The sequence below is a fragment of the Renibacterium salmoninarum ATCC 33209 genome, from assembly GCF_000018885.1.
GTDB lineage: Bacteria > Actinomycetota > Actinomycetes > Actinomycetales > Micrococcaceae > Renibacterium > Renibacterium salmoninarum.
On record NC_010168.1, the window covers coordinates 2,649,966 to 2,669,457 of the forward strand.

16 protein-coding genes, 1 tRNA gene and 2 pseudogenes are annotated in these 19,492 nt (G+C 57.4%); 6 read left to right on the top strand and 13 right to left on the bottom strand.

From position 1 onward, the window contains the following. Positions 1–23: 23 nt before the first annotated feature. On the top strand, positions 24–926 hold the full coding sequence (gene mmsB, locus RSAL33209_RS13075; protein ID WP_041684809.1) for a 3-hydroxyisobutyrate dehydrogenase: 903 nt from the start codon (positions 24–26) through the stop codon (positions 924–926). Positions 927–932: 6 nt separating this feature from the next. On the opposite strand, the gene mfd is transcribed toward mmsB, so the two are convergent. Further along, complete coding sequence (gene mfd, locus RSAL33209_RS13080) at positions 933–4,556, bottom strand: transcription-repair coupling factor (protein ID WP_041684810.1); 3,624 nt, start codon at positions 4,554–4,556, stop codon at positions 933–935. Positions 4,557–4,767: 211 nt separating this feature from the next. Here mfd and RSAL33209_RS13085 point away from each other — a divergent pair, with 211 nt between their 5' ends. From RSAL33209_RS13085 to nhaA, 3 genes are all read left to right on the top strand, one after another. After that, entirely contained in the window at positions 4,768–5,271 is a 504-nt protein-coding gene (locus RSAL33209_RS13085) for a DUF2505 domain-containing protein (protein ID WP_012246340.1), read from the top strand. After that, positions 5,268–5,489 (top strand): SCO4848 family membrane protein, encoded by a 222-nt coding sequence (locus RSAL33209_RS13090; protein WP_012246342.1) that lies wholly within the window; start codon positions 5,268–5,270, stop codon positions 5,487–5,489. The genes RSAL33209_RS13085 and RSAL33209_RS13090 overlap by 4 nt, the downstream gene beginning before the upstream one ends. Positions 5,490–5,608: 119 nt before the next feature. Further along, on the top strand, positions 5,609–6,919 hold the full coding sequence (gene nhaA / locus RSAL33209_RS13095; protein ID WP_012246343.1) for a Na+/H+ antiporter NhaA: 1,311 nt from the start codon (positions 5,609–5,611) through the stop codon (positions 6,917–6,919). A 16-nt stretch (positions 6,920–6,935) separates the two neighbouring features. Here the strand turns inward: nhaA and RSAL33209_RS16570 are convergent, their stop codons facing one another. From RSAL33209_RS16570 to RSAL33209_RS13130, 7 genes are all read right to left on the bottom strand, one after another. Further along, on the bottom strand, positions 6,936–8,084 hold the full coding sequence (locus RSAL33209_RS16570) for a SipW-dependent-type signal peptide-containing protein (RefSeq protein ID WP_012246344.1): 1,149 nt from the start codon (positions 8,082–8,084) through the stop codon (positions 6,936–6,938). A gap of 1 nt (position 8,085) precedes the next feature. After that, positions 8,086–8,685 (bottom strand): SipW-dependent-type signal peptide-containing protein, encoded by a 600-nt coding sequence (locus RSAL33209_RS13105; protein WP_114597747.1) that lies wholly within the window; start codon positions 8,683–8,685, stop codon positions 8,086–8,088. 657 nt (positions 8,686–9,342) lie between these two features. After that, positions 9,343–9,966, bottom strand: coding sequence for a signal peptidase I (locus RSAL33209_RS13110; protein ID WP_012246346.1), 624 nt, complete (start codon positions 9,964–9,966; stop codon positions 9,343–9,345). After that, positions 9,963–10,532 carry a SipW-dependent-type signal peptide-containing protein gene (locus RSAL33209_RS13115; RefSeq protein WP_012246347.1) on the bottom strand — a complete coding sequence of 190 codons (570 nt, stop codon included), beginning with the start codon at positions 10,530–10,532 and terminating at the stop codon, positions 9,963–9,965. The genes RSAL33209_RS13110 and RSAL33209_RS13115 overlap by 4 nt, the downstream gene beginning before the upstream one ends. A gap of 20 nt (positions 10,533–10,552) precedes the next feature. Next, the gene (locus tag RSAL33209_RS16575; RefSeq protein WP_012246348.1) at positions 10,553–11,119 is read right to left on the bottom strand and encodes an alternate-type signal peptide domain-containing protein; all 567 of its coding nucleotides are present in this window, start codon (positions 11,117–11,119) and stop codon (positions 10,553–10,555) included. Positions 11,120–11,225: 106 nt separating this feature from the next. Next, positions 11,226–11,678 carry a Fe-S cluster assembly sulfur transfer protein SufU gene (gene sufU / locus RSAL33209_RS13125; protein ID WP_012246349.1) on the bottom strand — a complete coding sequence of 151 codons (453 nt, stop codon included), beginning with the start codon at positions 11,676–11,678 and terminating at the stop codon, positions 11,226–11,228. After that, the gene (locus RSAL33209_RS13130; RefSeq protein WP_012246350.1) at positions 11,675–13,000 is read right to left on the bottom strand and encodes a cysteine desulfurase; all 1,326 of its coding nucleotides are present in this window, start codon (positions 12,998–13,000) and stop codon (positions 11,675–11,677) included. The genes sufU and RSAL33209_RS13130 overlap by 4 nt, the downstream gene beginning before the upstream one ends. A gap of 176 nt (positions 13,001–13,176) precedes the next feature. Here RSAL33209_RS13130 and RSAL33209_RS13135 point away from each other — a divergent pair. Then, positions 13,177–14,510: pseudogene (locus RSAL33209_RS13135) on the top strand (UDP-glucose dehydrogenase family protein). Positions 14,511–14,526: 16 nt separating this feature from the next. Here the strand turns inward: RSAL33209_RS13135 and pth are convergent. The 5 genes from pth to RSAL33209_RS13160 all read right to left on the bottom strand — a co-directional run bounded on the left by pth (position 14,527) and on the right by RSAL33209_RS13160 (position 18,672). Continuing rightward, positions 14,527–15,111, bottom strand: coding sequence for an aminoacyl-tRNA hydrolase (pth, locus tag RSAL33209_RS13140; protein WP_012246352.1), 585 nt, complete (start codon positions 15,109–15,111; stop codon positions 14,527–14,529). 11 nt (positions 15,112–15,122) lie between these two features. Beyond that, complete coding sequence (locus RSAL33209_RS13145; protein WP_041684811.1) at positions 15,123–15,740, bottom strand: 50S ribosomal protein L25/general stress protein Ctc; 618 nt, start codon at positions 15,738–15,740, stop codon at positions 15,123–15,125. A gap of 233 nt (positions 15,741–15,973) precedes the next feature. Further along, the gene (locus tag RSAL33209_RS13150) at positions 15,974–16,954 is read right to left on the bottom strand and encodes a ribose-phosphate diphosphokinase (RefSeq protein ID WP_012246354.1); all 981 of its coding nucleotides are present in this window, start codon (positions 16,952–16,954) and stop codon (positions 15,974–15,976) included. A 7-nt stretch (positions 16,955–16,961) separates the two neighbouring features. Next, positions 16,962–18,410, bottom strand: coding sequence for a bifunctional UDP-N-acetylglucosamine diphosphorylase/glucosamine-1-phosphate N-acetyltransferase GlmU (gene glmU, locus RSAL33209_RS13155; RefSeq protein ID WP_233494209.1), 1,449 nt, complete (start codon positions 18,408–18,410; stop codon positions 16,962–16,964). 190 nt (positions 18,411–18,600) lie between these two features. Beyond that, positions 18,601–18,672 (bottom strand) — tRNA-Gln (locus RSAL33209_RS13160). Positions 18,673–18,821: 149 nt separating this feature from the next. Between RSAL33209_RS13160 and RSAL33209_RS20095 the strand changes: the two are divergent. Beyond that, positions 18,822–19,475, top strand: a pseudogene (locus RSAL33209_RS20095) (TetR/AcrR family transcriptional regulator). Positions 19,476–19,492: the final 17 nt, after the last annotated feature.

Below are 19,492 nucleotides of genomic sequence, written 5' to 3' on the forward strand. Positions count from 1 at the left end.
AACGACGATTGAGGGAGTTTCAGATGGCGGTTTACGCGTGGGTTGGCTTAGGAAACATGGGCGGTCCGATGACGGCGAATCTCGTCAAGGCAGGGCACACCGTACGCGGCGTGGACCTTGACCCCGGGGCCAAGGGCGCAGCCGCCGAGGCTGGCGTACAGATTGTCGATTCCATTGCGGAGGCGGTGGCTGGCGCGGATGCTGTGTTCACTATGCTACCCAAGGGCGAACACGTACGAGCTGTTTTCGCCGATATTCTTGCTAGTGCAGATGTTTCAACGCTGCTGATCGACAGTTCCACGGTGGACATTGAGACCGCAAAATATTGCCATCAGTGCGCTGCAGCCGCCGGGTTCCGTTTTGTTGACGCTCCGGTCTCCGGTGGAATCAGCGGGGCCGCCGCCGGTACTTTGTGTTTCATGCTGGGCGGCGAAGAAAGCGCAGTTCAGGCTGCCGTAACTTTCGTCGAGCCCATGTCCGGAAAGACGATTGTGGCTGGCGGCGCCACCGCAGGAATTGCTGCAAAAATCTGTAACAACATGATGCTGTTCATTGATCTGATGGCCGCCTCGGAAGGCTCACAGTTAGCGGAACATCTGGGTTTAGACCCGCAAGTCTTCTGGGAAATTGCTTCAGTGTCTTCTGGCCGGTCTTGGGCGCAGCAAACTTGGTATCCGGTACCCGAGGTGGTGCCGACGTCGGCCGCAAATCACAATTTCGACGCGACCTTCCGAGTGGACCTGGCTCGCAAAGACATTGGCCTAGCGCTTGACGCCGGCAAGAGCACCGGGGTGAAACTGCCGGCGGCAGCATTGGCCCAAGCGCACTTTGATGCCCTCATCGCGGAGGGTTTGGCGGATAAGGACTGCTCATTGATCGTGAAGCAGATCTCGCCCGATGGCACGGTCCGAGGCTACACACCCTAAGCCGTCTTACGCTTGCGCCTCGGCGGTAAAGATCGCGGTGAGCACTTGTTCCGCCCACTCCAGCACTTGAGCGTCAACCAAATCGCGGCCACCAATTCGGGCGGTCTTCGGCCTTGGCACCAGAATTTGGTGGAGCGCTGGTTTGATCAAAGAACCCGGGTACATTCGCTGCAACCGCATCTGCCGTGACTCGGGCAAATCGGCCGGGAAGAACTTGACGAAATTGCCTTGAACCGCAACGTCGGTGAGGCCAACTTCGCGCGCCGCAACCCGGAATCGATCCACCGCGATCAGGTTCACTACCGCAGCCGGCGGCTCGCCGTAACGGTCCACAAGCTCTTCCAGCACCTCGTCAATCGCTGCGTTTGATGCCGCAGCAGCCAACTTCCGGTAGGCCTCCAAGCGAAGCCGCTCCCCCGGTACGTAGTCGTGCGGTAGATGCGCATTCACCGGCAGCTCGATCTTCATATCGGCGGCTTTATCCTCGGTTTCGCCGCGATAATCCGCAACGGCTTCACCCACCAACCGGATATACAAGTCGAAGCCCACACCCGCAATGTGGCCGGATTGCTCGCCGCCCAAAAGGTTGCCCGCACCGCGAATTTCCAAGTCCTTGAGAGCCAATTGCATACCGGCGCCAAGCTCGTTGTGTGCCGCAACCGCTTTGAGCCGCTCCAGGGCTACCTCACCCAGCGGCTTTTCTGCCGGATAAAGGAAGTAGGCGTAAGCGCGTTCCCGGCCACGGCCCACCCGGCCACGCAGCTGATGCAACTGAGATAAGCCATACTTATCTGCGCCGTCGACAATCAGGGTGTTTGCGTTGGAAATATCCAAGCCGGTCTCAATGATGGTGGTGCAGACCAGCACATCAAAGCGTTTTTCCCAGAAGTCCACAATGATTTGCTCAAGCCGAGATTCGCTCATTTGCCCGTGCGCCACCGCAATTCGAGCTTCCGGAACCAACTGCTGCACATGCGCGGCAATCCGCTCGATCGAAGAAACCCGATTGTGCACAAAGAACACTTGGCCTTCGCGCATCAACTCACGTCGGATCGCGGCTGACGCTTGCTTATCCGTGTACGGGCCAACGTAGGTGAGCACCGGATGCCGTTCCTCAGGAGGCGTGGCCAAAGTCGAGGTCTCGCGAATACCGGTCAACGACATTTCAAGGGTTCGCGGGATCGGCGTGGCACTCATGGCCAAGACGTCCACGTTGTTGCGCATCTTCTTCAGCTGTTCTTTGTGCTCAACACCGAACCGCTGCTCCTCATCAACAATCACCAAACCCAAGTCCTTGAAGGCGAAGTCTTTCGATAGCAATCGATGGGTGCCGATCACCACGTCGATTGAGCCATTTGCCACGCCTTCGGCGGTCTCTTTGGCTTCTTTGCCAGACTGGAATCTGGAAAGTGGCTTAACCCTTACTGGAAAACCGGAAAACCGCTCGCTAAACGTTTCATAGTGCTGTTGCGCCAGCAAAGTGGTGGGCACCAAAACAGCAACTTGCTTACCATCTTGTACGGCCTTGAACGCGGCCCGTACCGCAATCTCCGTTTTGCCGTAGCCCACGTCGCCGGAGACTAGTCGGTCCATCGGAATCTCGCGTTCCATATCCGCTTTGACCTCGTTGATCGTGGTCAACTGGTCTGGAGTTTCCACGTAGGGGAAAGCTTCTTCGAGCTCACGCTGCCAAGGAGTGTCCGCACTGAAGGAAAAACCTCGTGAAGCCATCCGAGCCGAGTAGAGACGAATCAACTCGCCAGCAATCTCCTTGACCGCTTTGCGCGCTTTGTTCTTCGTCGAAGCCCAATCCGAGCCACCCATTTTGGACAACGCCGGGGCATCGCCGCCCACGTAGGCGGTGATTTGGTCCAGTTGATCGGTGGGCACAAACAGCCGGTCACCAGGCGCACCACGCTTCGACGGTGCATATTCAAGCACCAAGTACTCACGGCTGCCGTCAGTACCAGCAACTTTTCGCTGAATCAACTCGAGGAATCGACCAATACCGTGTTGTTCGTGCACTACAAAGTCGCCGCCGCGCAATTGCAGCGGATCTACCGCATTGCGTCGTTTGGACGGCATTTTCCGCATGTCTTTGGTGCCAGAGGCCGAAGATCTGCCGAGTAAATCGGCCTCGGTCAACAGACCGATTTTGAGTCCGTCAAGCACAAAGCCATGGCCGACGGCGGCGGTCGTCACCTCGATGATGCCCAGTTGCGGCTGCTCATCTAAGGAATCGACTCGTGCGGTAGGAATATCAGCATCGTGGAAAAGCTCCGCCAAGCGCTGCGCTGGGCCCGGGCCATCGGTCGCGACGACCACTCGCCACTGCCCGCCGCCATCGTTGCCGCGAACACGCGAGCCGATGAACTCGAGCATCTCGGCCACATTGCCCTGATAACCGCGTGGTTCACGAGCTGGCACGCTCAGCACATCAAGTTCTGGCGCAGTCTCGTCATCGATGCCTAGCGCCGAAACTGACCACCAGCTGACGCCAGCGCGTAAGGCCGCGCCGCGAGTTTGCGCCAGCGAGGCAAAGCTCGCCGAAGCGAGTGTCTGGGAGACGTCCAAGGGCGCCGCACCGCCGTCGGAAGCTGTTGACCAGGCTGCCTCGAGGAACTCCTCATTAGTCGCTTCCAAATCATGGGCCCGGCCGCGCACTCGCTCCGGTTCAAGCACCACGGCTATTGAGCCGGGTGGAAATTCCGCGACCACGGGCACCATCGAATCAACCAGTACCGGGGTGAGAGATTCCATTCCCTCCACGGCAATACCGCCAGCAATCTTCTCCAACATTGCCGCGGCAGCAGGGAAGGAGTCTTTCAGTTTCGCGGCTTTCGATTGCACCTCCGGGGTGATCAAGAGTTCCCGGCACGGCGGAGCAAAGAGTGCTTTAGGGTGCTCGATTGTTCCGCTAATGCTGGTCAAGGTGCGTTGATCCGCCACCGCAAACCAGCGCATCGATTCCAATTCATCGCCAAAGAATTCAATGCGAACTGGATGCGGATCAGTTGGTGGAAAAACATCAATAATGCCGCCGCGCACCGCAAATTCGCCACGATGAGTAACCATGTCTACCCGCGCATAGGCAGCGTCGGCCAGGCGTCGGATCACCTGATCGAAAGGAGCCCGTTGGCCAATACTCAGCTCAACTGGCTCTAAATCCGCCAAGCCCTGAACAATCGGCTGAACTACAGCGCGCACCGGCGCCACCACAATCCGTAAGGGACCGGTGGTACCCATGCCACCATGTTTTAGCCGGCGCAGCACCGAAAGACGCCGCCCGACGGTATCGGAACGGGGCGAGAGCAGCTCGTGCGGCAGCGTCTCCCAACTGGGGAAATCCGCAACGGCATCCTCCGGCAAGTAAGCACGTAGGGCCGCGACCAGGTCTTCGCTTTCCCTGCTCGTCGCGGTTACCGCGAGCACCACCCCGGCGTGATCCCCGTTCGCTTGCGCTGCAGCCAAACCTTCAGCTACCTCAGCGAGTAGCGGAGCCCGCAGACCGTTGGGCGCACCAATCTGCAAATCCTCGCTTCGTTTGGCGTGTTCGCGCTCCGCATGGGCCCGGACTCTGGCGATGCTCGGATCCTCGCGAAGTGCAGCACGCAAACCGTTCAAGCCCATGGAAACTCCAACCCACTTAGATCGCCGAAGACAACACGAAAGCCCGAAGTTCCAAGAACTCCGGGGGTGATACCTCCATCCTATCCCCGTCGAGTGTCGACTTGTGGCTGGTTTGCGCCTTTCAAACCAGCCACAAGTCGACACTCGACGGCGGGCGCTGGCTGATCGACACGTAAGATGGATTCGGACAAGTCCCCTAACAAGGAGAACCATGGCTCTGACCTCCACAGCCTCACTTCCCGCCAATGTCGAGCGCGTCGTCGAACTTTTTGCCAGCGAAGACTTCGCCCGACAGGTCAGCGAAGCCGCTGGTGGCACGTTAGAATCCTTCGAGATTTCAGGCGAAACCTCTGGAGCCTTCCAAACGACGACGGCGCGCTCGCTCCCGAGCGACCGGTTGCCGGACTTTGCGAAGAAATTCTTCGGAGCCAGATTGACCATGCAGCAGAAGGAAAATTGGTCTGCTCCCGCCGCCGATGGGTCGCGTGAAGTGAAGATCAGCGCCAAGATCTCCGGGGTGCCGGTTGAGGCCAACTTGGTGCAGCGTTTGAATGCAGACGGCGAACAGACGCAGATCCAGATGGCGGGCAGTGTCACCTCCAGCATTCCGTTCTTCGGCGAAAAAATCGCCAAAGCAGCAGAGCCCGCAATTGGTAAGGCTTTGAACCTGCAAGTTAGCGAAGCACTCAAGGTACTAGGCGGAACCGCATCATGAAACTACCTTTGATTTTGTCCCTCATCCTGATTCTTGCCGGTATTTGGTCTTTCATTGTCTGGCCGCCGTTCCTGCGCCGCGTGCTCAAGGATCCACGTGCCCGCGATGAGAACGGCCGGCCCACTAAGTTCCTCACGGTGCACATTATGTTGGTGAGCATTTCCATGATTTTGGGCATCGCTACCTTAGTAATCGGCATTCGCACGATCTTCAGCTAAGTTTCCTCAGCCAAAAACGGGTAAAATAGATCATGGTGTGCCGGGAAGTCTGGTCGGCATGGCTGCGTTCGTAGCCATTGTTCTACCTTCTTTTGCCATGTCTTCTGTGAGGATCTTTGATGATCACGTCTCGAACTGCCCGCCGTACTTTCCGCCGCAATTCCTATCCAGAGCATTTGCGGATCACCGCAATCTTGCGCAAGGAAACCGTTGGCGGCGCATTGCTGTTGGCGGCAACTATTGCGGCGTTAATCTGGGCTAACTCCCCGGGATCAGAGAGTTACTTTGCACTCCGAGACGCAAAAATTGGCTTCAATCCTTTCGGGTTGAAACTCGACCTCAGCTTGGGTGCCTGGGCCTCCGACGGCCTGCTAGCCATTTTCTTCTTTATCGCGGGCCTAGAGCTTAAACGTGAGTTTATTGCTGGCGACTTACGGCGCTTTGATCGCGCTATTGTGCCGATTGCGGCGGCAATTGGCGGCGTAGCGGTGCCAGCAATTATTTATACCCTGATCAACCTCAGCTCGGGGGCCGAAATCCTCAATGGTTGGGCCATCCCCACCGCCACCGATATCGCCTTTGCCCTCGCCGTGCTCGCCGTCATCAGCACTCACTTACCGACGGCGCTGCGAACCTTCTTGCTAACGCTCGCGGTTGTCGATGACCTTATTGCCATCTCGATCATCGCGGTGTTCTACCCGCACAACTTGCAGCCACAGTACTTGGCCTTAGCTTTGATCCCGCTGGGGCTGTTCACTTGGGCTGTGCAGAAACGTATCCGCAGCTGGTATCTGTTACTGCCGCTAGCGATTATTACCTGGGTCTTAGTGCACGAATCGGGCGTACATGCCACCGTCGCCGGTGTGCTGCTGGCCTTCGCGGTCCCGGTGGTTCGCCGGGATCGCAATCCAGATAATGGACCAGGCCTCGCCGAACACTTTGAGCATCGTTTCCGGCCGCTATCAGCCGGAGTTGCGGTGCCGATCTTCGCGTTCTTCTCGGCCGGCGTCGCAATTGGCGGCTGGGCAGGGTTCACCAACTCGCTCACAGATACCGTGGCGATCGGAATTATTGCCGCGTTGATCCTGGGTAAAGCCATCGGCATTTTCGGCGCAACTTTCCTGATCACCAAAACCACCAGAGCCTCGCTTGACGATGGTTTGTCCTGGATCGATGTCTTGGGCCTAGCAATACTGGCTGGCATTGGTTTCACAGTTTCGCTCTTGATCAGCGAACTCGCTTTTGGTGCTGATTCTCCGCACAATGACCATGCCAAGGTCGCGATTCTGACCGCTTCGCTGGTTGCTGCTCTGCTAGCTACCGTGATCTTGAGAATAAGAAATCAGCATTACCGCAAGCTTGAAAAACTCGAATCGGTCGATGCCGACGGCGACGGCGTACCCGATGTCTTCGATGAAAAGGACGATTGAGCAGCAACGGCTGGGCTTAACTCGGATTGCATTGGGTGTGCGCGCCCAGGCCGAGCAACAATCCGGGATAGTTCAGAATGGTCCGGTTCGCCACGGTGAGCGCTGAGGAGGACCAAATAATGTTTGACCAGTCGGAGCTCGCTAGGCCGCCAGTGGCTATCACCGAAAAGATACTGATCCGAAACGTTGTGGGACCACTGAGAAGTCCTAACAGCACCCCCGCAGGTGTGAAGGTGAAGGCCGTTATACCGGCTGCCGTGCTGAAGTAACCCTGCTCTTGATCGACGCTGCCATCGGCTTTGAGCCGAGTAACTTTCAGCGCATAGCTACCCTCTGGCGGTAAAAACGGTGCCGGATTCCAGGTGATAGTTGAGTTAGGAAAGCTATCGGTGCACTGAATTCCACCCGTGATATCCATTAGTCGGGCTGCCCGCAGCGTTCCGCCGGTGGCCACCGAAGAATCGGTAAATGACGCCAACGTGCCTTGGGAGGAGCCAGAAAAACTCATCCCGGCAAGTGGCAGAACTACGACGGCGAGCAGCGCGGCAACCCGGCGTCCGGATCGTCGGGTAGTCGCGCGTTCGCGAGACTTCGGCGGCTTAAAGGCGATGAAAACAAGGACTCCGGCCAGAAGTCCACCAGCAAAGATCGCCCACGGCGACTGCAAAAAAGCAACGGCATAGCCAAGTCCATTGGCGGAGAAAAATATCAGGTCAACTTTGCTGCTCTGCGGCACTGGATAAGGTAGCGGATCTGCCAAGGCGTTGGCATCGCCCTTGAGCGTCAGCATGACATTGCCGCTTTGCGCTGGAGCGACGGCCACAACTCGGTGAGTAACCCGCTCGCCCTGCGCATTCGAAACGCTGACCACATAATGTATCGAAATATCAGTGGCAGCAACCGGCCGACTCAAGGCAAGCGCACCAGTATCGATCGTGGGGCCCATTGAACCTGGGCGGAAGACTATTGGTGTGATGCCAAAGACGACGGCGGCTAGCGCACCAATGAGACAAAGCAAGCCCAGTACGGCACCGGTCGTCAGCAAGACTTCCCTTGCCAACGGCAGTGCGCGCGCACGCTTCCGTGCTGGACCGCCTGCGGGCACCAGTAAGGCGGCGGCTCCCGGCGAGAGCTCCGCGTCGTTCGAATGCTTGGCTGCGGCCATATCAGCTCTGAATGGCCGAGAAGTTGAAGACGATAACGCCGGTTTGATTCTGCAAACCTGTTACCGCAGCGGTGTCGAGCCAAGCGCGTACACACAGTAAATCTGCGCCAGCAGCAGCCAATGCCCTGACGGCGGTAGCCGCACCGCCGATCTTGCCGCTGTAGAGCTGGCCAGCCGTCGTAGTTGCCGTGCAGGTTGCCGAAGCATAAATGCCAATGTTCAAACCGGTTGCATCGGTGGCAAGCGTGCCGCTACCGGTGACCGCAATACTGTAATTGAAATTTAGCGAACCTGAATTGCGTACCGTGAGTTGTTTGAACACGGCCACACCGCCAGGAGCCAGGTTAGTGCCAGCAAAATCGGTAAAAGCATATGGCTGATTTAGACCAACGGCGCCATCACTCGAGGCTGAGCCTTGCCGCAAGGTGAGGTCTACCGTGCCAGCCACAAAGCTCCCGGACGTTACCGCGCTGGTATCTTGCCAAGCAGCTAAGGTGCCAACCGCGCCAAGCCCAAAGACCATGCCGAGCGCAAGTAGCGCGCGGGCCCTGACCGAGCCAAAGCGTCGCCATAAATTGGGTTTTTGCGAATGCCTGCTCATGACCGTCCCCATGTCTTCCCGAACCAGCCCGGCGCAGGCCAAAACCCAGCGCAATCAAGATCAGCGCACTCAACAAGCCAGCCGTCACTGCAGCTAACGGAAAGCCGGTATTTGGCAATCCGTCCGGTCCGGTCGCCGTCGGGCTGGCAGAAGTTGAGTCGGTTGAAGTTGGCGTTGCCGTTTCCGGAATCGACTCGCGAAGGTCGAACGAGAGCTCAACAGGAATTGTCTGTAGTTGCGTGTCGTTTCCGGCCTCGGTGCTGAGCCCGACGGTGAGGGTTATTTCCTCAGCGCTCCCTGCCGGAAGGGTAAAAAGCATGCTGCCATTTTTCATTAAGATTTTTGAGCCCTTAGTCGTTGAATCAGTTACTGTCGCTAGGCCGTTCGCGATCAATCCTTGCCAGGCGGCATCAGTTAGCCGGGCACTCAACTCAGCGGTGGACGCTGCTCCATTGCGTACCCAGAGCTGCGCGCTACGGTTCTCGCCCGGAATTAGCTTGTCTCCGGCGGCGAAAAGCGGACCGGGGAGTTGCTGAGCCCAGTGCACACCGTCGAGGCTCAGTTCCAGCTCCCCCGCTGCGTGCGCGGGAGCAGCGAACGTGAGCATCGCAAAGAACACAGATACACCAATTGCCGTGCACAAGCTAAGAAGTTTCATCATGAGCGGCTGCTTTTCTGGCCGTGCCGATAGCCGTGCCGATGACCACGGCGATGATCGCGCCAAGCGCTCAGCAACATGAATACCGTATAGCCGATCAAAATCGCCACCGCGCCGGTTAGCAGCCAAATATGCCATTCCCCGCTGATTGCTGAATTGAGGTATCCCAAAAATGGCAGTGAATACCAAAGTACGCCTCGGATTTGCACTGGTCGTACTGCGGCTGCGTCCGGGGTGTTGTTTGCATCGCCTTGCATTTGGAAATTGCGTTCGCCGTTGGGAGCAACCGAAATCCCCACCACCCGGTGCGTTACAACATCGGACAATCCGGAGTTCAATTGGTAGCTCACGACCGAGCCAATGGAGATATTTTCGACTGGCGTGGCTTTGATCACCAGAAGATCGCCAGGTTGCAGACCCGGCCGCATCGACCCTGTGAGCACCGTGAAGGTCTCGCCACCAGAAACTCTGGGTACCACGATCATGACCGCAACGATACCGAGCACCAAGAAGAGCAGTAGCCAAGAAAAGACCTGGCGGAACCACCACAGAGGTCCTGTGCTTTGCTGCCTGACTCGGCGAGTTGGAGCTAGCTCAGTTGGCCGAGCGCTAGTCGTCGTCATCGGCTCTGATCCGCTCTAAATCCAAAAAACAGCTGGAACCCGGTTTGGTCTGTGCTCTGCGCGGCGTCGGTCCCGAGCACACCACGCAAGCACAGCACCAACGAAGCACCTGCGGCCAGCCTAGGCTGGCTGGTAAATACTGCGTTGGCTTGTTGCGATCCCTGGTAGAGCGTCAGACCATTTGTGGTTGCTGAGCCAAGAGGACAATCACCCACCAAATTGACCTGCGCGATGGAAATCACAAAGGACTGCAGCAAGCTAGGCGAACCAGATGTTGCGGTGATTCCTTTCAGATTGAGCAGAAATGGGGTATTGCCAGCATTTTTAACCACGAGCGGAGCTTGTTTACTCGCGCCGGGGCTAATAGCCGCCGCACTGAAATCACTGAGCTGATAATTCTTCACCTGGCTCGTCTGATCACCATTGAGCAAAATCAAAGAACCAGTGCTGATCGTGCCAGGATTCACCGTAGCTTGGTCACGCCAAAGCGCGGCGGTTCCGGTCGCCCCCACTAGCAGGAACGCCGAAACTGCCGCTGCCAGGGCCAAGCCCAGTTTCAGTCGCATGGCAGGACCCCCAAATGCCGTCAGCGAGTCTGCTGCAATTTGAGCGCAAGGCCGTTCAAATTGGCGGATTGGTTTTCAATAGTCTCATCGTCGGTTCCGGAAGCGTTGGCGCCCTTGGCAAAGGCAACGGTACTTCCGACGTCGAAGGTGTAGCTTCCTGGGGCAGCGAAACTAATCACGCCCGCAGTATTGGTCAAACCCGAGGGTAGGCTCTCCGGTGCCACCGTGACCGTAACGTAAGGCTGCCAAGCAGCCGGGATCGCGGTATTGATTGAGCTGGGGTCAATGGTCAAGGAACCCTTGAGATTCTTGCCATCAGCGGTGATGGTGAGAATCTGCACGAATTTGACGGTATCCCCAGGGACGAGTTTGAAAGTGGTCAAATCAATGGCCGTCGCACCGGTCACATCTGAAGAAACGTCTTTCCAACTACCTGCAGTTCCGAGCGCGAGTTTGAGCTGTCCGGTGTTAACCTGGCCTGCATCGACAGTCTTGTTGTCCTGCCAAAGGGCCCAAGTAGTGCCACCTCCCAGCAGAAGCAATCCCGCAATACCGGCGGCAATTCCAGCTTTTGCGACTTTGTTCATCCTAGTTCCTCACTGTTTCTGCTCCCCCCGGAGCATCACTGAGAAGATACGCTGGCTTACTGTTTTGCCACCAGACCCCAGTCGGCTAATTCGACTAGCCGGGTGACTAACCGAGCCGGTTTAAGGCGTCTTCAACACCCACCCATGCCAGCATCGCGCACTTCACCCGAGCCACGTATCGGGAGACACCAGAGAAGGCCGCCGCCTCACCAAGAACTTCCTCGTCACCTTGAATTTGGCCTCTAGAGCGCATCATGGCGCGGAATTCCGTCATCAATTCCGCGGCTTCGCTCCGGTCGAGCCCGGTCAACAGATCACTCAGCACTGAAGCTGAAGCCATTGAAATTGCGCAACCTGCACCATCCCAGTGCACGCCGACAATTATGTCCGGAGTCACATCGACTCGGATGGTAATTTCATCGCCACAGATCGGATTTAGTTGGTGAGATTGTGCGCTATTGGCATCCTGAGGTTCGGGATGTGCGGACATCGGCGAACCATGCTTAGCCTTGGAGTGCTCCAAGATGATGTCCTGGTAGAGCGAATCCAGGGCGCTCATGAACGCACCGCCGCAACACCAGCACCAAAGTACGCTCGAACATCTGCAACGGCTTGCAAGAAAACGTCCACCTCAGCTTCGGTGTTGTAAAGGTAGCTGCTGGCGCGGGTGCTCGCGGTCAGGCCCAGCCTGCGATGGAGCGGTTGCGCGCAATGATGACCTACCCGGACGGCGATGCCGCGATCATCCAGGAACTGACCCACGTCATGTGCGTGTACGCCCTCGACGTCGAACGCGGCCAAACCCAAGCGTTCCTCGCCGGGTTTCGGGCCCAGCACTCGAATGCCAGCAACGGAGCTCAAGCCGGTCACTAGCCGTTGGCCCAATTTCGCTTCCCAGGCAGCAATCCGGTCCATGCCCGTTTCGGATAAATAACTTGCCGCCACGGCAAGCGCAATGGCTTGCGAAATCTTTTGCGTGCCGGCTTCGAATCGTTGCGGGGGCGGCAGATAGCCAGCAGTTTCCATGGTTACCGAGGTGATCATGGATCCGCCGGTCAAGAACGGCGGCATTGCGGCGAGCAGTTCAGTCCGGCCATACAGCGCACCGATTCCGGTGGGTGCAAGCATCTTGTGCCCGGAAAAGACCGCAAAATCAACGCCCAGCTGCTTGACGTCAACCGGCAGGTGCGGCACGGACTGACAGGCGTCTAAGACGGTCAGCGCGCCTACCTGTTGCGCCTTCGCTACCAACTCGGCAACCGGGTTGATGGTGCCAAGTACATTCGAGGCATGGCTGAAAGCGAAAACCTTGGTGCGATCAGTGAACAGTTCATCGGCAGACTGAAGGGTGCCGTCGTCGTTAATCGGAATGAACTTCAGGCTCGCACCGGTACGCCGGGCGAGTTCTTGCCACGGAACCAAATTGGCGTGATGTTCCATCTCGGTGACGAGAATTTCATCACCAGGACGCAGCGCAAAACGCTCGGCTTCGGCAGATACTTGGCCGATACTGGCGTTACTGAAGGAATAGGCAATCAGGTTGATCGCTTCGGTCGCGTTGGAAGTCCAAACCAGCTCGTTGTCCGCCGCGCCAATAAAATCGGCGACGCCGACGCGGGCGGCTTCAAAAGCTTCCGTGGCCTCGACCGCGAGCCAGTGCGCACCCCGGTGCACGGCAGCATTGCGCTGCTCGTAAAATTCTTGCTCAGATTCCAGCACACTGAGCGGCTTTTGCGAGGTCGCACCTGAATCGAGGTACACCAAAGGGTGACCGTTGACTTGTTGATCCAGGACTGGAAAGTCGTTCCGGATGCGTAAGACTTCCTGCGTGGTCAACGCAGTTGTCGTCGATGCGGTGTGGACCGGTACTGATTCGCTCACGTTGCTCCTAGCTGATCTCAGCAGCTTTCTTCACGAAAGAGGCAGAGGATGACGAACCCAATAATTCTCCCACGATTCATATGACATTGGTTTGTGAGAAAGGCCTCGCTCATCCCCCGCGCTCACGCTGAGCACAAGCTGCTCAGCAGCGGGTCTCGTCATATCAGGAGGAATCTGTGCGGATATCGGTGATTGGCTGCGGTTATCTGGGAGCGGTCCATGCGAGCTGTTTGGCGAAAATGGGGCACGAAGTGATCGGCATCGACGTCGATGCGCGAAAAATCGAAGAACTCTCCGCCGGGGTAGCGCCATTTTTTGAGCCGGGGCTGCCGGAGCTTTTGGGCGAGGCGATGTCCAGCGGGCGACTGCGATTTAGTACCGATATGGCCGATGCCGCTGGCTGCAGTGTGCATGTTGTCTGCGTAGGAACCCCGCAACGCAAAGGCGAATACGCCGCCGATTTGAGCTACGTCGACGCAGCATTCGCCGGACTGGCGCAATATTTGGCGCCCGGCGATATTGCAGTCTGTAAATCCACCGTGCCCGTTGGCACCGCAGCACGCATTTCCGCCGAATTAGCAAACTCTGCTCCGGAAGCGGTGCTGGCCTGGAATCCAGAGTTCTTGCGCGAAGGCCATGCGGTGCAAGACACCATTGCGCCGGATCGTTTGGTTTACGGCGTGCCAGACGGCGAACCGGGCGAACGCGCGACGGGCCTGCTTGATGAGGTGTACAGCACCCCCTTAGCGGCAGGCACGCCGCGGCTGGTTATGGACTACGCCACCGCGGAACTCGTCAAAGCCGCGGCAAACTCTTTTCTGGCCACCAAAATCTCTTTCATCAACGCGATGGCAGAGGTCTGCGAGGCCGCGGGTGCTGATGTCAGTGTGCTTGCAGATGCTATCGGCATGGATGAACGGATTGGTCGAAAATTCCTCAATGCCGGGCTAGGATTCGGCGGCGGCTGTCTGCCCAAGGATATTCGGGCCTTTATGGCCCGTACCGGCGAGCTGGGCGCAGATCAAGCGCTGACGTTCCTCAAAGAAGTCGATTCGAGCAATATGCGCCGCCGCACCAAAGTTGTGGAGTTGGTGAAATCGGCCTGCTCTGCGCTTGATCCGCAATCTTCTGGCTCGCTTATTGGCAAACGAGTCACGGTGCTTGGTGCCGCTTTCAAGCCCTGCAGCGATGACGTACGCGACTCACCCGCCCTCAACGTGGCGGCACAGTTGCAACTTCAAGGTGCCACCGTCACGGTAACGGATCCAGAAGCGCTGAAAAATGCGGCCGAGCGCTTCCCCACATTGGCTTTTGAACCGGATCTGGACGAGGCGCTGGAACGCGCGCACGTCGTCGTGCTGTTGACTGGATGGCCGCCATACCGGGCTTTGGACCCGGTGACTTTGGGCGAAAAGTCAGTTCAAAATATTTGATCGACGGACGTAATGTGCTGGACGCGGCTGCTTGGCGATCCGCCGGCTGGACCTACCGCGGCATGGGCAAGCCTTAAACAGCTTTGCTCCCAGCTATTTTGCTGGATGGAACTTTTGCTGCGCTGCTAACAGTCCGTCGCTGATCAGAAGTTCGACGGCGTCGGCGGCATCTTGAATCAGAAAAGGCAGCTCTTTTTTCTCTGCGGTAGAGAAGACCTTCAAAACATGGCCTGCCGCGTCGCCCTGGCCACCAGGCGGCCGGCCAACGCCAACCCGCACCCGCAAGTACTCTTTGGCGCCCAGGGCCTTGCTGATGTCGCGAAGTCCGTTGTGGCCGCCTTCGCCACCACCGATCTTCAGCTTGATCGTATTGAAGGGAATATCAATCTCGTCCTGGACCGCTATGACATTGTCCGCGCCGAGGTCATAAAACTTTGCTAAGGCCGACGTCGGGCCACCGCTGAGATTCATAAAAGTCTGCGGTTTGGCTAGCACAAGCTTTGGTCCACCCATACCCAAGCGACCTTCGGCAACTAGCGCACGAGATTTATTGCTTTTGAAGCTGGCACCGATTCTAGAAGCCAGCTCTTCGGCCACCATAAAACCAATATTGTGCCGGGTATGACTGTAGTCGGGCCCGGGGTTTCCGAGCCCGACTACAAGCCAAGTATTGCTCATGAAGCTAGAGGTTACTCAGCTGCCGGTGCTGCGGCATCGCTGGAGCCAACCGTGACCGGAGTAGCTTCAGCAGCGTCCTCGCCCAAGTCTTGGTCTTCAGGCTCGGAGATGTTCGCGATCAGCGTCTCAGCATCAGCCAACAACGAAACGCCCTGTGGCAAGACGATGTCCGAAGCGAAAACGTGCTCGCCCGGGTTACGGCCTTCAATGCTGACCTCAAGGCTGGACGGCAAGTGAGTTGCTTCTGCCTCGACGCTGATGGTGTTCGCGTCCTGGTTGACCACGGCACCCGGCGCAACTTCACCGGTCAGTACAACCGGGATGTCCACGGTGACTTTTTCGCCACGGCGCACAGTCAGCAAGTCAATGTGCTCGATGATCTGCAGAACCGGGTCACGCTGAATGTCTTTGACCAAGGCAAGGTGCTCTTCGCCGTTGATGTCCAAGGTCAGCAATGCGTTAGCGCCACGAGCGGCACGAATGGTCTCGCGCTCCGGTAAAGCAATGTGAATCGGCTCCGCGCCGTGGCCGTAAATTACGGCGGGGATCTGGTTGGCGCGACGTGCACGGCGGGCTGCGCCCTTGCCGAATTCGGTGCGCAGCTGTGCTGCAAGTTTAGTTTCGCTCATAATTGAGATGCTCCTTCTGGTGTGAGATGCAAGGACGACTGGGGCCTCATCTCCACGGCCGGACCGTATCAACGGCTCTACCAGAGGATTTCAGACCATGTCGATCACGGAAGAGAACAAGGCTCTTCCCTCGCCAAGGTACTTATCAAGTCTACCACCCGAAACGCTGCACCACTTTTGGGGCTTAAACCATGGTTTAAGCCCCAAAAGTGGTGCAGCGTTTCGAAGGAGTTTTAGGCTTGGCCGTCAAATAAGGAGGTTACCGAACCGTCTTCGAAGACCTCTTTGATTGCCCGGGCGATCAACGGTGCAATCGAAAGCACCGTGAGCGATTCAAATCGCTTCTCTTCCGGAATCGGCAAAGTATTGGTAACCACAACTTCGTTGGCTCCGCAATTTGCCAGACGCTCAGCAGCTGGATCTGAAAACACCGCGTGCGTCGCAGCAATGATGACATCGCGGGCTCCTGCGTCCTTGAGCACCTGGACCGCTCCAGCAATCGTGCCACCGGTGTCGATCATGTCATCGATCAAAACACAGGTGCGGCCTTCAATCTGGCCAACAACTTGCTTGGATACCGCTTGGTTGGGCACGGTCAGATCACGGCTCTTGTGAACAAACGCCAGTGGAGCACCACCTAGACGGTCTGCCCACTGCTCGGCCACTCGAACTCGGCCGGTGTCAGGTGAAACAACAGTAATTTCGTCCACGTTGACCTTGGTCCGAATGTATTCGGCAAGCAACGGGATGGCCATCAAGTGGTCGACCGGACCGTCAAAGAAGCCTTGGATCTGAGCCGTGTGCAGATCCACGCTCATCAGACGATCAGCCCCAGCAGTTTTATATAGGTCGGCAACCAGACGGGCCGAGATCGGCTCGCGGCCACGCCCCTTTTTGTCCTGCCGAGCGTAGGGGTAGAACGGGGAAACTACCGTGATCCGCTTGGCAGAAGCCCGCTTGAGCGAATCGATGAGAATCAGCTGCTCCATGAGCCAGTTGTTCAACGGCGCGGGATGCGCTTGCAAAACAAAGACGTCAGTTCCGCGCACACTCTGTGCTGACCGAACGTAGATCTCGCCGTTGGCGAAGTCATAAGCATCGATCGGCAACAACTCAGTATTGAGCTCGGCGGCGATCTCACGTGCCAGCTCGGGATGCGCGCGGCCCGAGGCCAGCAGTAGTTTTTTCTCGCCGTGGGCGGTTATCGCACTCATATTTCCCTCATGACTGATTGTGATCTTCTGCTGAAGCTTCGTTGGTTACCTGACGAGCAGATTCAAGGGTCGTGGCATCTAGCGCTTGCTGTGCTAGATTCGCGGAGCGAGTCCCGGCACGATTGTGCAGCACCCATTGTTCGGCGTTACGCTGCGAGGCGATGGTCAAAGCCAAGGCGCCCGGCGGCACGAACTTTCGGATGACCGCGCCAGCGCCGGAGTAGGCACCATCGCCCACCTCAACCGGAGCCACAAATACCGTGTTCGAGCCCGTCCGCACGCCCGAACCAATAACGGTGCGGTGCTTTTTTTCGCCGTCGTAATTTGCGGTGATATTTCCGCAACCAATATTGGTATCGGTACCAATTTCGGCGTCGCCAGCGTAGCCAAGGTGCGAAAGTTTCGATCGCGCGCCGATTCGAACGTTTTTGGTTTCATAGAACGCGCCAATCTTGCCATCTTCGCCCAATACCGTGCCAGGACGAAGATAGGTGAAGGGCCCAACTGAAGCTCCTGAGGAAATGATTGCGCCGGATCCGTGCGTGCGCACCACCGAGGCGCCCTCGCCAATTTGCACGTCAGTCAACGTGCAGTCCGGGCCGACGACGGCGTCGCGCTCCACCGTGGTGTTGCCGTGTAGTTGGCTACCAGGCAGCAAAGTGACGTCCTCACCCAAGGTGACCTGAACATCGATCCAGGTGCTTGTCGGATCCACGATTGTTACTCCGGCGCGCATCCAACGCTCGAGCACCCGGCGATTCAGCTCGGCACCTAAGGCCGCTAGCTGAACGCGATCATTCGCGCCTTCTACCGCCCAGCGGTCCTCAGTGCGAACCGCCGCCACCCGGCCGCCGGCCGCGCGAGCAATTTCAAGGACGTCGGTAAGGTACATTTCGCCTTGCGCATTTGCGACGCTGACTTTGCTCAACGCGCTGGAAAGGACCGCAGCGTCGAAGGCATAAATACCCGAGTTGATCTCCTGGATCTGACGTTCGGCCGCAGACGCGTCTTTGAACTCGCGAATGCCTAAAACGGCACCGTCGGAATCGCGCAGAATTCGACCATAGCTGCCAGCATCGTCCAAGACGGTAGTCAGTACGGTTACGGCGTTGGCGTCCTGCTCGTGAACTCTCACGACATTTTGTAGCAGTTCCGGGCTGAGCAAAGGCACATCGCCATAGGTCACCAAGACGGTACCGGTAATGCTGCCAAGAGCTTCGAGAGCAACCTGTACGGCCCGTCCTGTGCCGGGGACGTCGTCCTGGTCAACGATAACGGCCTGTGGTTCTAGCTCAGCAACCTTCGCCGCCACCAATTCACGTTCATGCCGCACCACAACAGCCAACTGGCCCGTTGCAGAGTGAAGATTCAGCAGGCCCCTAGCCCCAGCCAATGCGTGGCCAACCATCGACAAGCCGCCAATCTCATGCAAGATTTTGGGCTTTCGTGATTTCATTCTGGTACCTGCACCGGCCGCCAGCACCAAAATGGTTAAATCAGCAGCTTGACTCGATGGCACGGAATTCAACCTGGGCGCTCCTGTTGTTTGGTGCATCTTCAGTGCGTGCTCCAGCTGTCCCGTCGAAAGGAACAGCTGGACCGGTGACGGGGCTATCTTACTCGCCCATATCGTCCCGCGTTCCGCGTTCCGCCCATAGGATTCGAACCTATACTCCACAGCTCCAAAGGCTGGGGTGCTGCCGTTACACCAGAGCGGACTGTGCACCATGGCACGAACATCTAGTTTGCCATGACTGCCACCCGCAACGCGAGTTGAGATCAGAATCTGTCCAAATAGGCCTAGAACAAGCGGGCAAATCCTGTTGATAAGTTGGGTGATATTGCGGAAAGTTGACATGATAGGTGCATGAGTCTTCCACTACGCACGGGTGAACACGAGCAAATTCCCGTGCGCTCAAGAATGACTCGTGCGCAACGCAGGCAGCAACTGACCGGCATCGGACGTTCGCTCTTCGCCGTTCGAGGCTTGGACGGCACCACGATTGAAGAGATTGCTGCAGCAGCGGGCGTCTCAAAACCGGTAATTTACGAGCACTTTGGTTCCAAAGAAGGCCTCTATTTGGAGGTCGTGGAACAAGAGTCGAAAGTCTTACTCAGCTCAATAACTTCATCATTGAGTGAAGAAGCAAGCCCACGAGTGCTGCTTGAACGCGCCGCGTTAGCCGTCTTGGACTACATCGAAGACCACACCGACGGGTTCCGGATTCTGGTTCGCGATGCACCGCCGTCGTAACCTGAAGGCGCGTATTCCACTTTGCTGTCCCACATCGTGGTGCGGGTGGAACATATTCTTTCTGACGAGTTTGAGCGCCGCGGCTTCTCACCCGCAGATGGCGCAATCTATGCGCAGATGTTGGTTGGCATGATGGCGATGACCGGCCAATGGTGGCTGGACGTGCGCAAGCCAGATAAGAGCACTGTTGCAGCGCATTTGGTGAACCTAGCCTGGAACGGTTTGACCGGTCTAAAAATCAACCCGGAATTGCAACAGGGTCACTAAATTCCGTCCCCGAAATC

Excerpts from the sequence above, each read along its gene's own strand:
- mmsB (WP_041684809.1), top strand. The coding sequence starts at position 24 with ATGGCGGTTTACGCGTGGGTTGGCTTAGGAAACATGGGCGGTCCGATG.
- mfd (WP_041684810.1), bottom strand. The coding sequence starts at position 4,556 with ATGGGCTTGAACGGTTTGCGTGCTGCACTTCGCGAGGATCCGAGCATC.
- RSAL33209_RS13085 (WP_012246340.1), top strand. The coding sequence starts at position 4,768 with ATGGCTCTGACCTCCACAGCCTCACTTCCCGCCAATGTCGAGCGCGTC.
- RSAL33209_RS13090 (WP_012246342.1), top strand. The coding sequence starts at position 5,268 with ATGAAACTACCTTTGATTTTGTCCCTCATCCTGATTCTTGCCGGTATT.
- nhaA (WP_012246343.1), top strand. The coding sequence starts at position 5,609 with ATGATCACGTCTCGAACTGCCCGCCGTACTTTCCGCCGCAATTCCTAT.
- RSAL33209_RS16570 (WP_012246344.1), bottom strand. The coding sequence starts at position 8,084 with ATGGCCGCAGCCAAGCATTCGAACGACGCGGAGCTCTCGCCGGGAGCC.
- RSAL33209_RS13105 (WP_114597747.1), bottom strand. The coding sequence starts at position 8,685 with ATGAGCAGGCATTCGCAAAAACCCAATTTATGGCGACGCTTTGGCTCG.
- RSAL33209_RS13110 (WP_012246346.1), bottom strand. The coding sequence starts at position 9,966 with ATGACGACGACTAGCGCTCGGCCAACTGAGCTAGCTCCAACTCGCCGA.
- RSAL33209_RS13115 (WP_012246347.1), bottom strand. The coding sequence starts at position 10,532 with ATGCGACTGAAACTGGGCTTGGCCCTGGCAGCGGCAGTTTCGGCGTTC.
- RSAL33209_RS16575 (WP_012246348.1), bottom strand. The coding sequence starts at position 11,119 with ATGAACAAAGTCGCAAAAGCTGGAATTGCCGCCGGTATTGCGGGATTG.
- sufU (WP_012246349.1), bottom strand. The coding sequence starts at position 11,678 with ATGAGCGCCCTGGATTCGCTCTACCAGGACATCATCTTGGAGCACTCC.
- pth (WP_012246352.1), bottom strand. The coding sequence starts at position 15,111 with ATGAGCAATACTTGGCTTGTAGTCGGGCTCGGAAACCCCGGGCCCGAC.
- RSAL33209_RS13145 (WP_041684811.1), bottom strand. The coding sequence starts at position 15,740 with ATGAGCGAAACTAAACTTGCAGCACAGCTGCGCACCGAATTCGGCAAG.
- RSAL33209_RS13150 (WP_012246354.1), bottom strand. The coding sequence starts at position 16,954 with ATGAGTGCGATAACCGCCCACGGCGAGAAAAAACTACTGCTGGCCTCG.
- glmU (WP_233494209.1), bottom strand. The coding sequence starts at position 18,410 with ATGAAATCACGAAAGCCCAAAATCTTGCATGAGATTGGCGGCTTGTCG.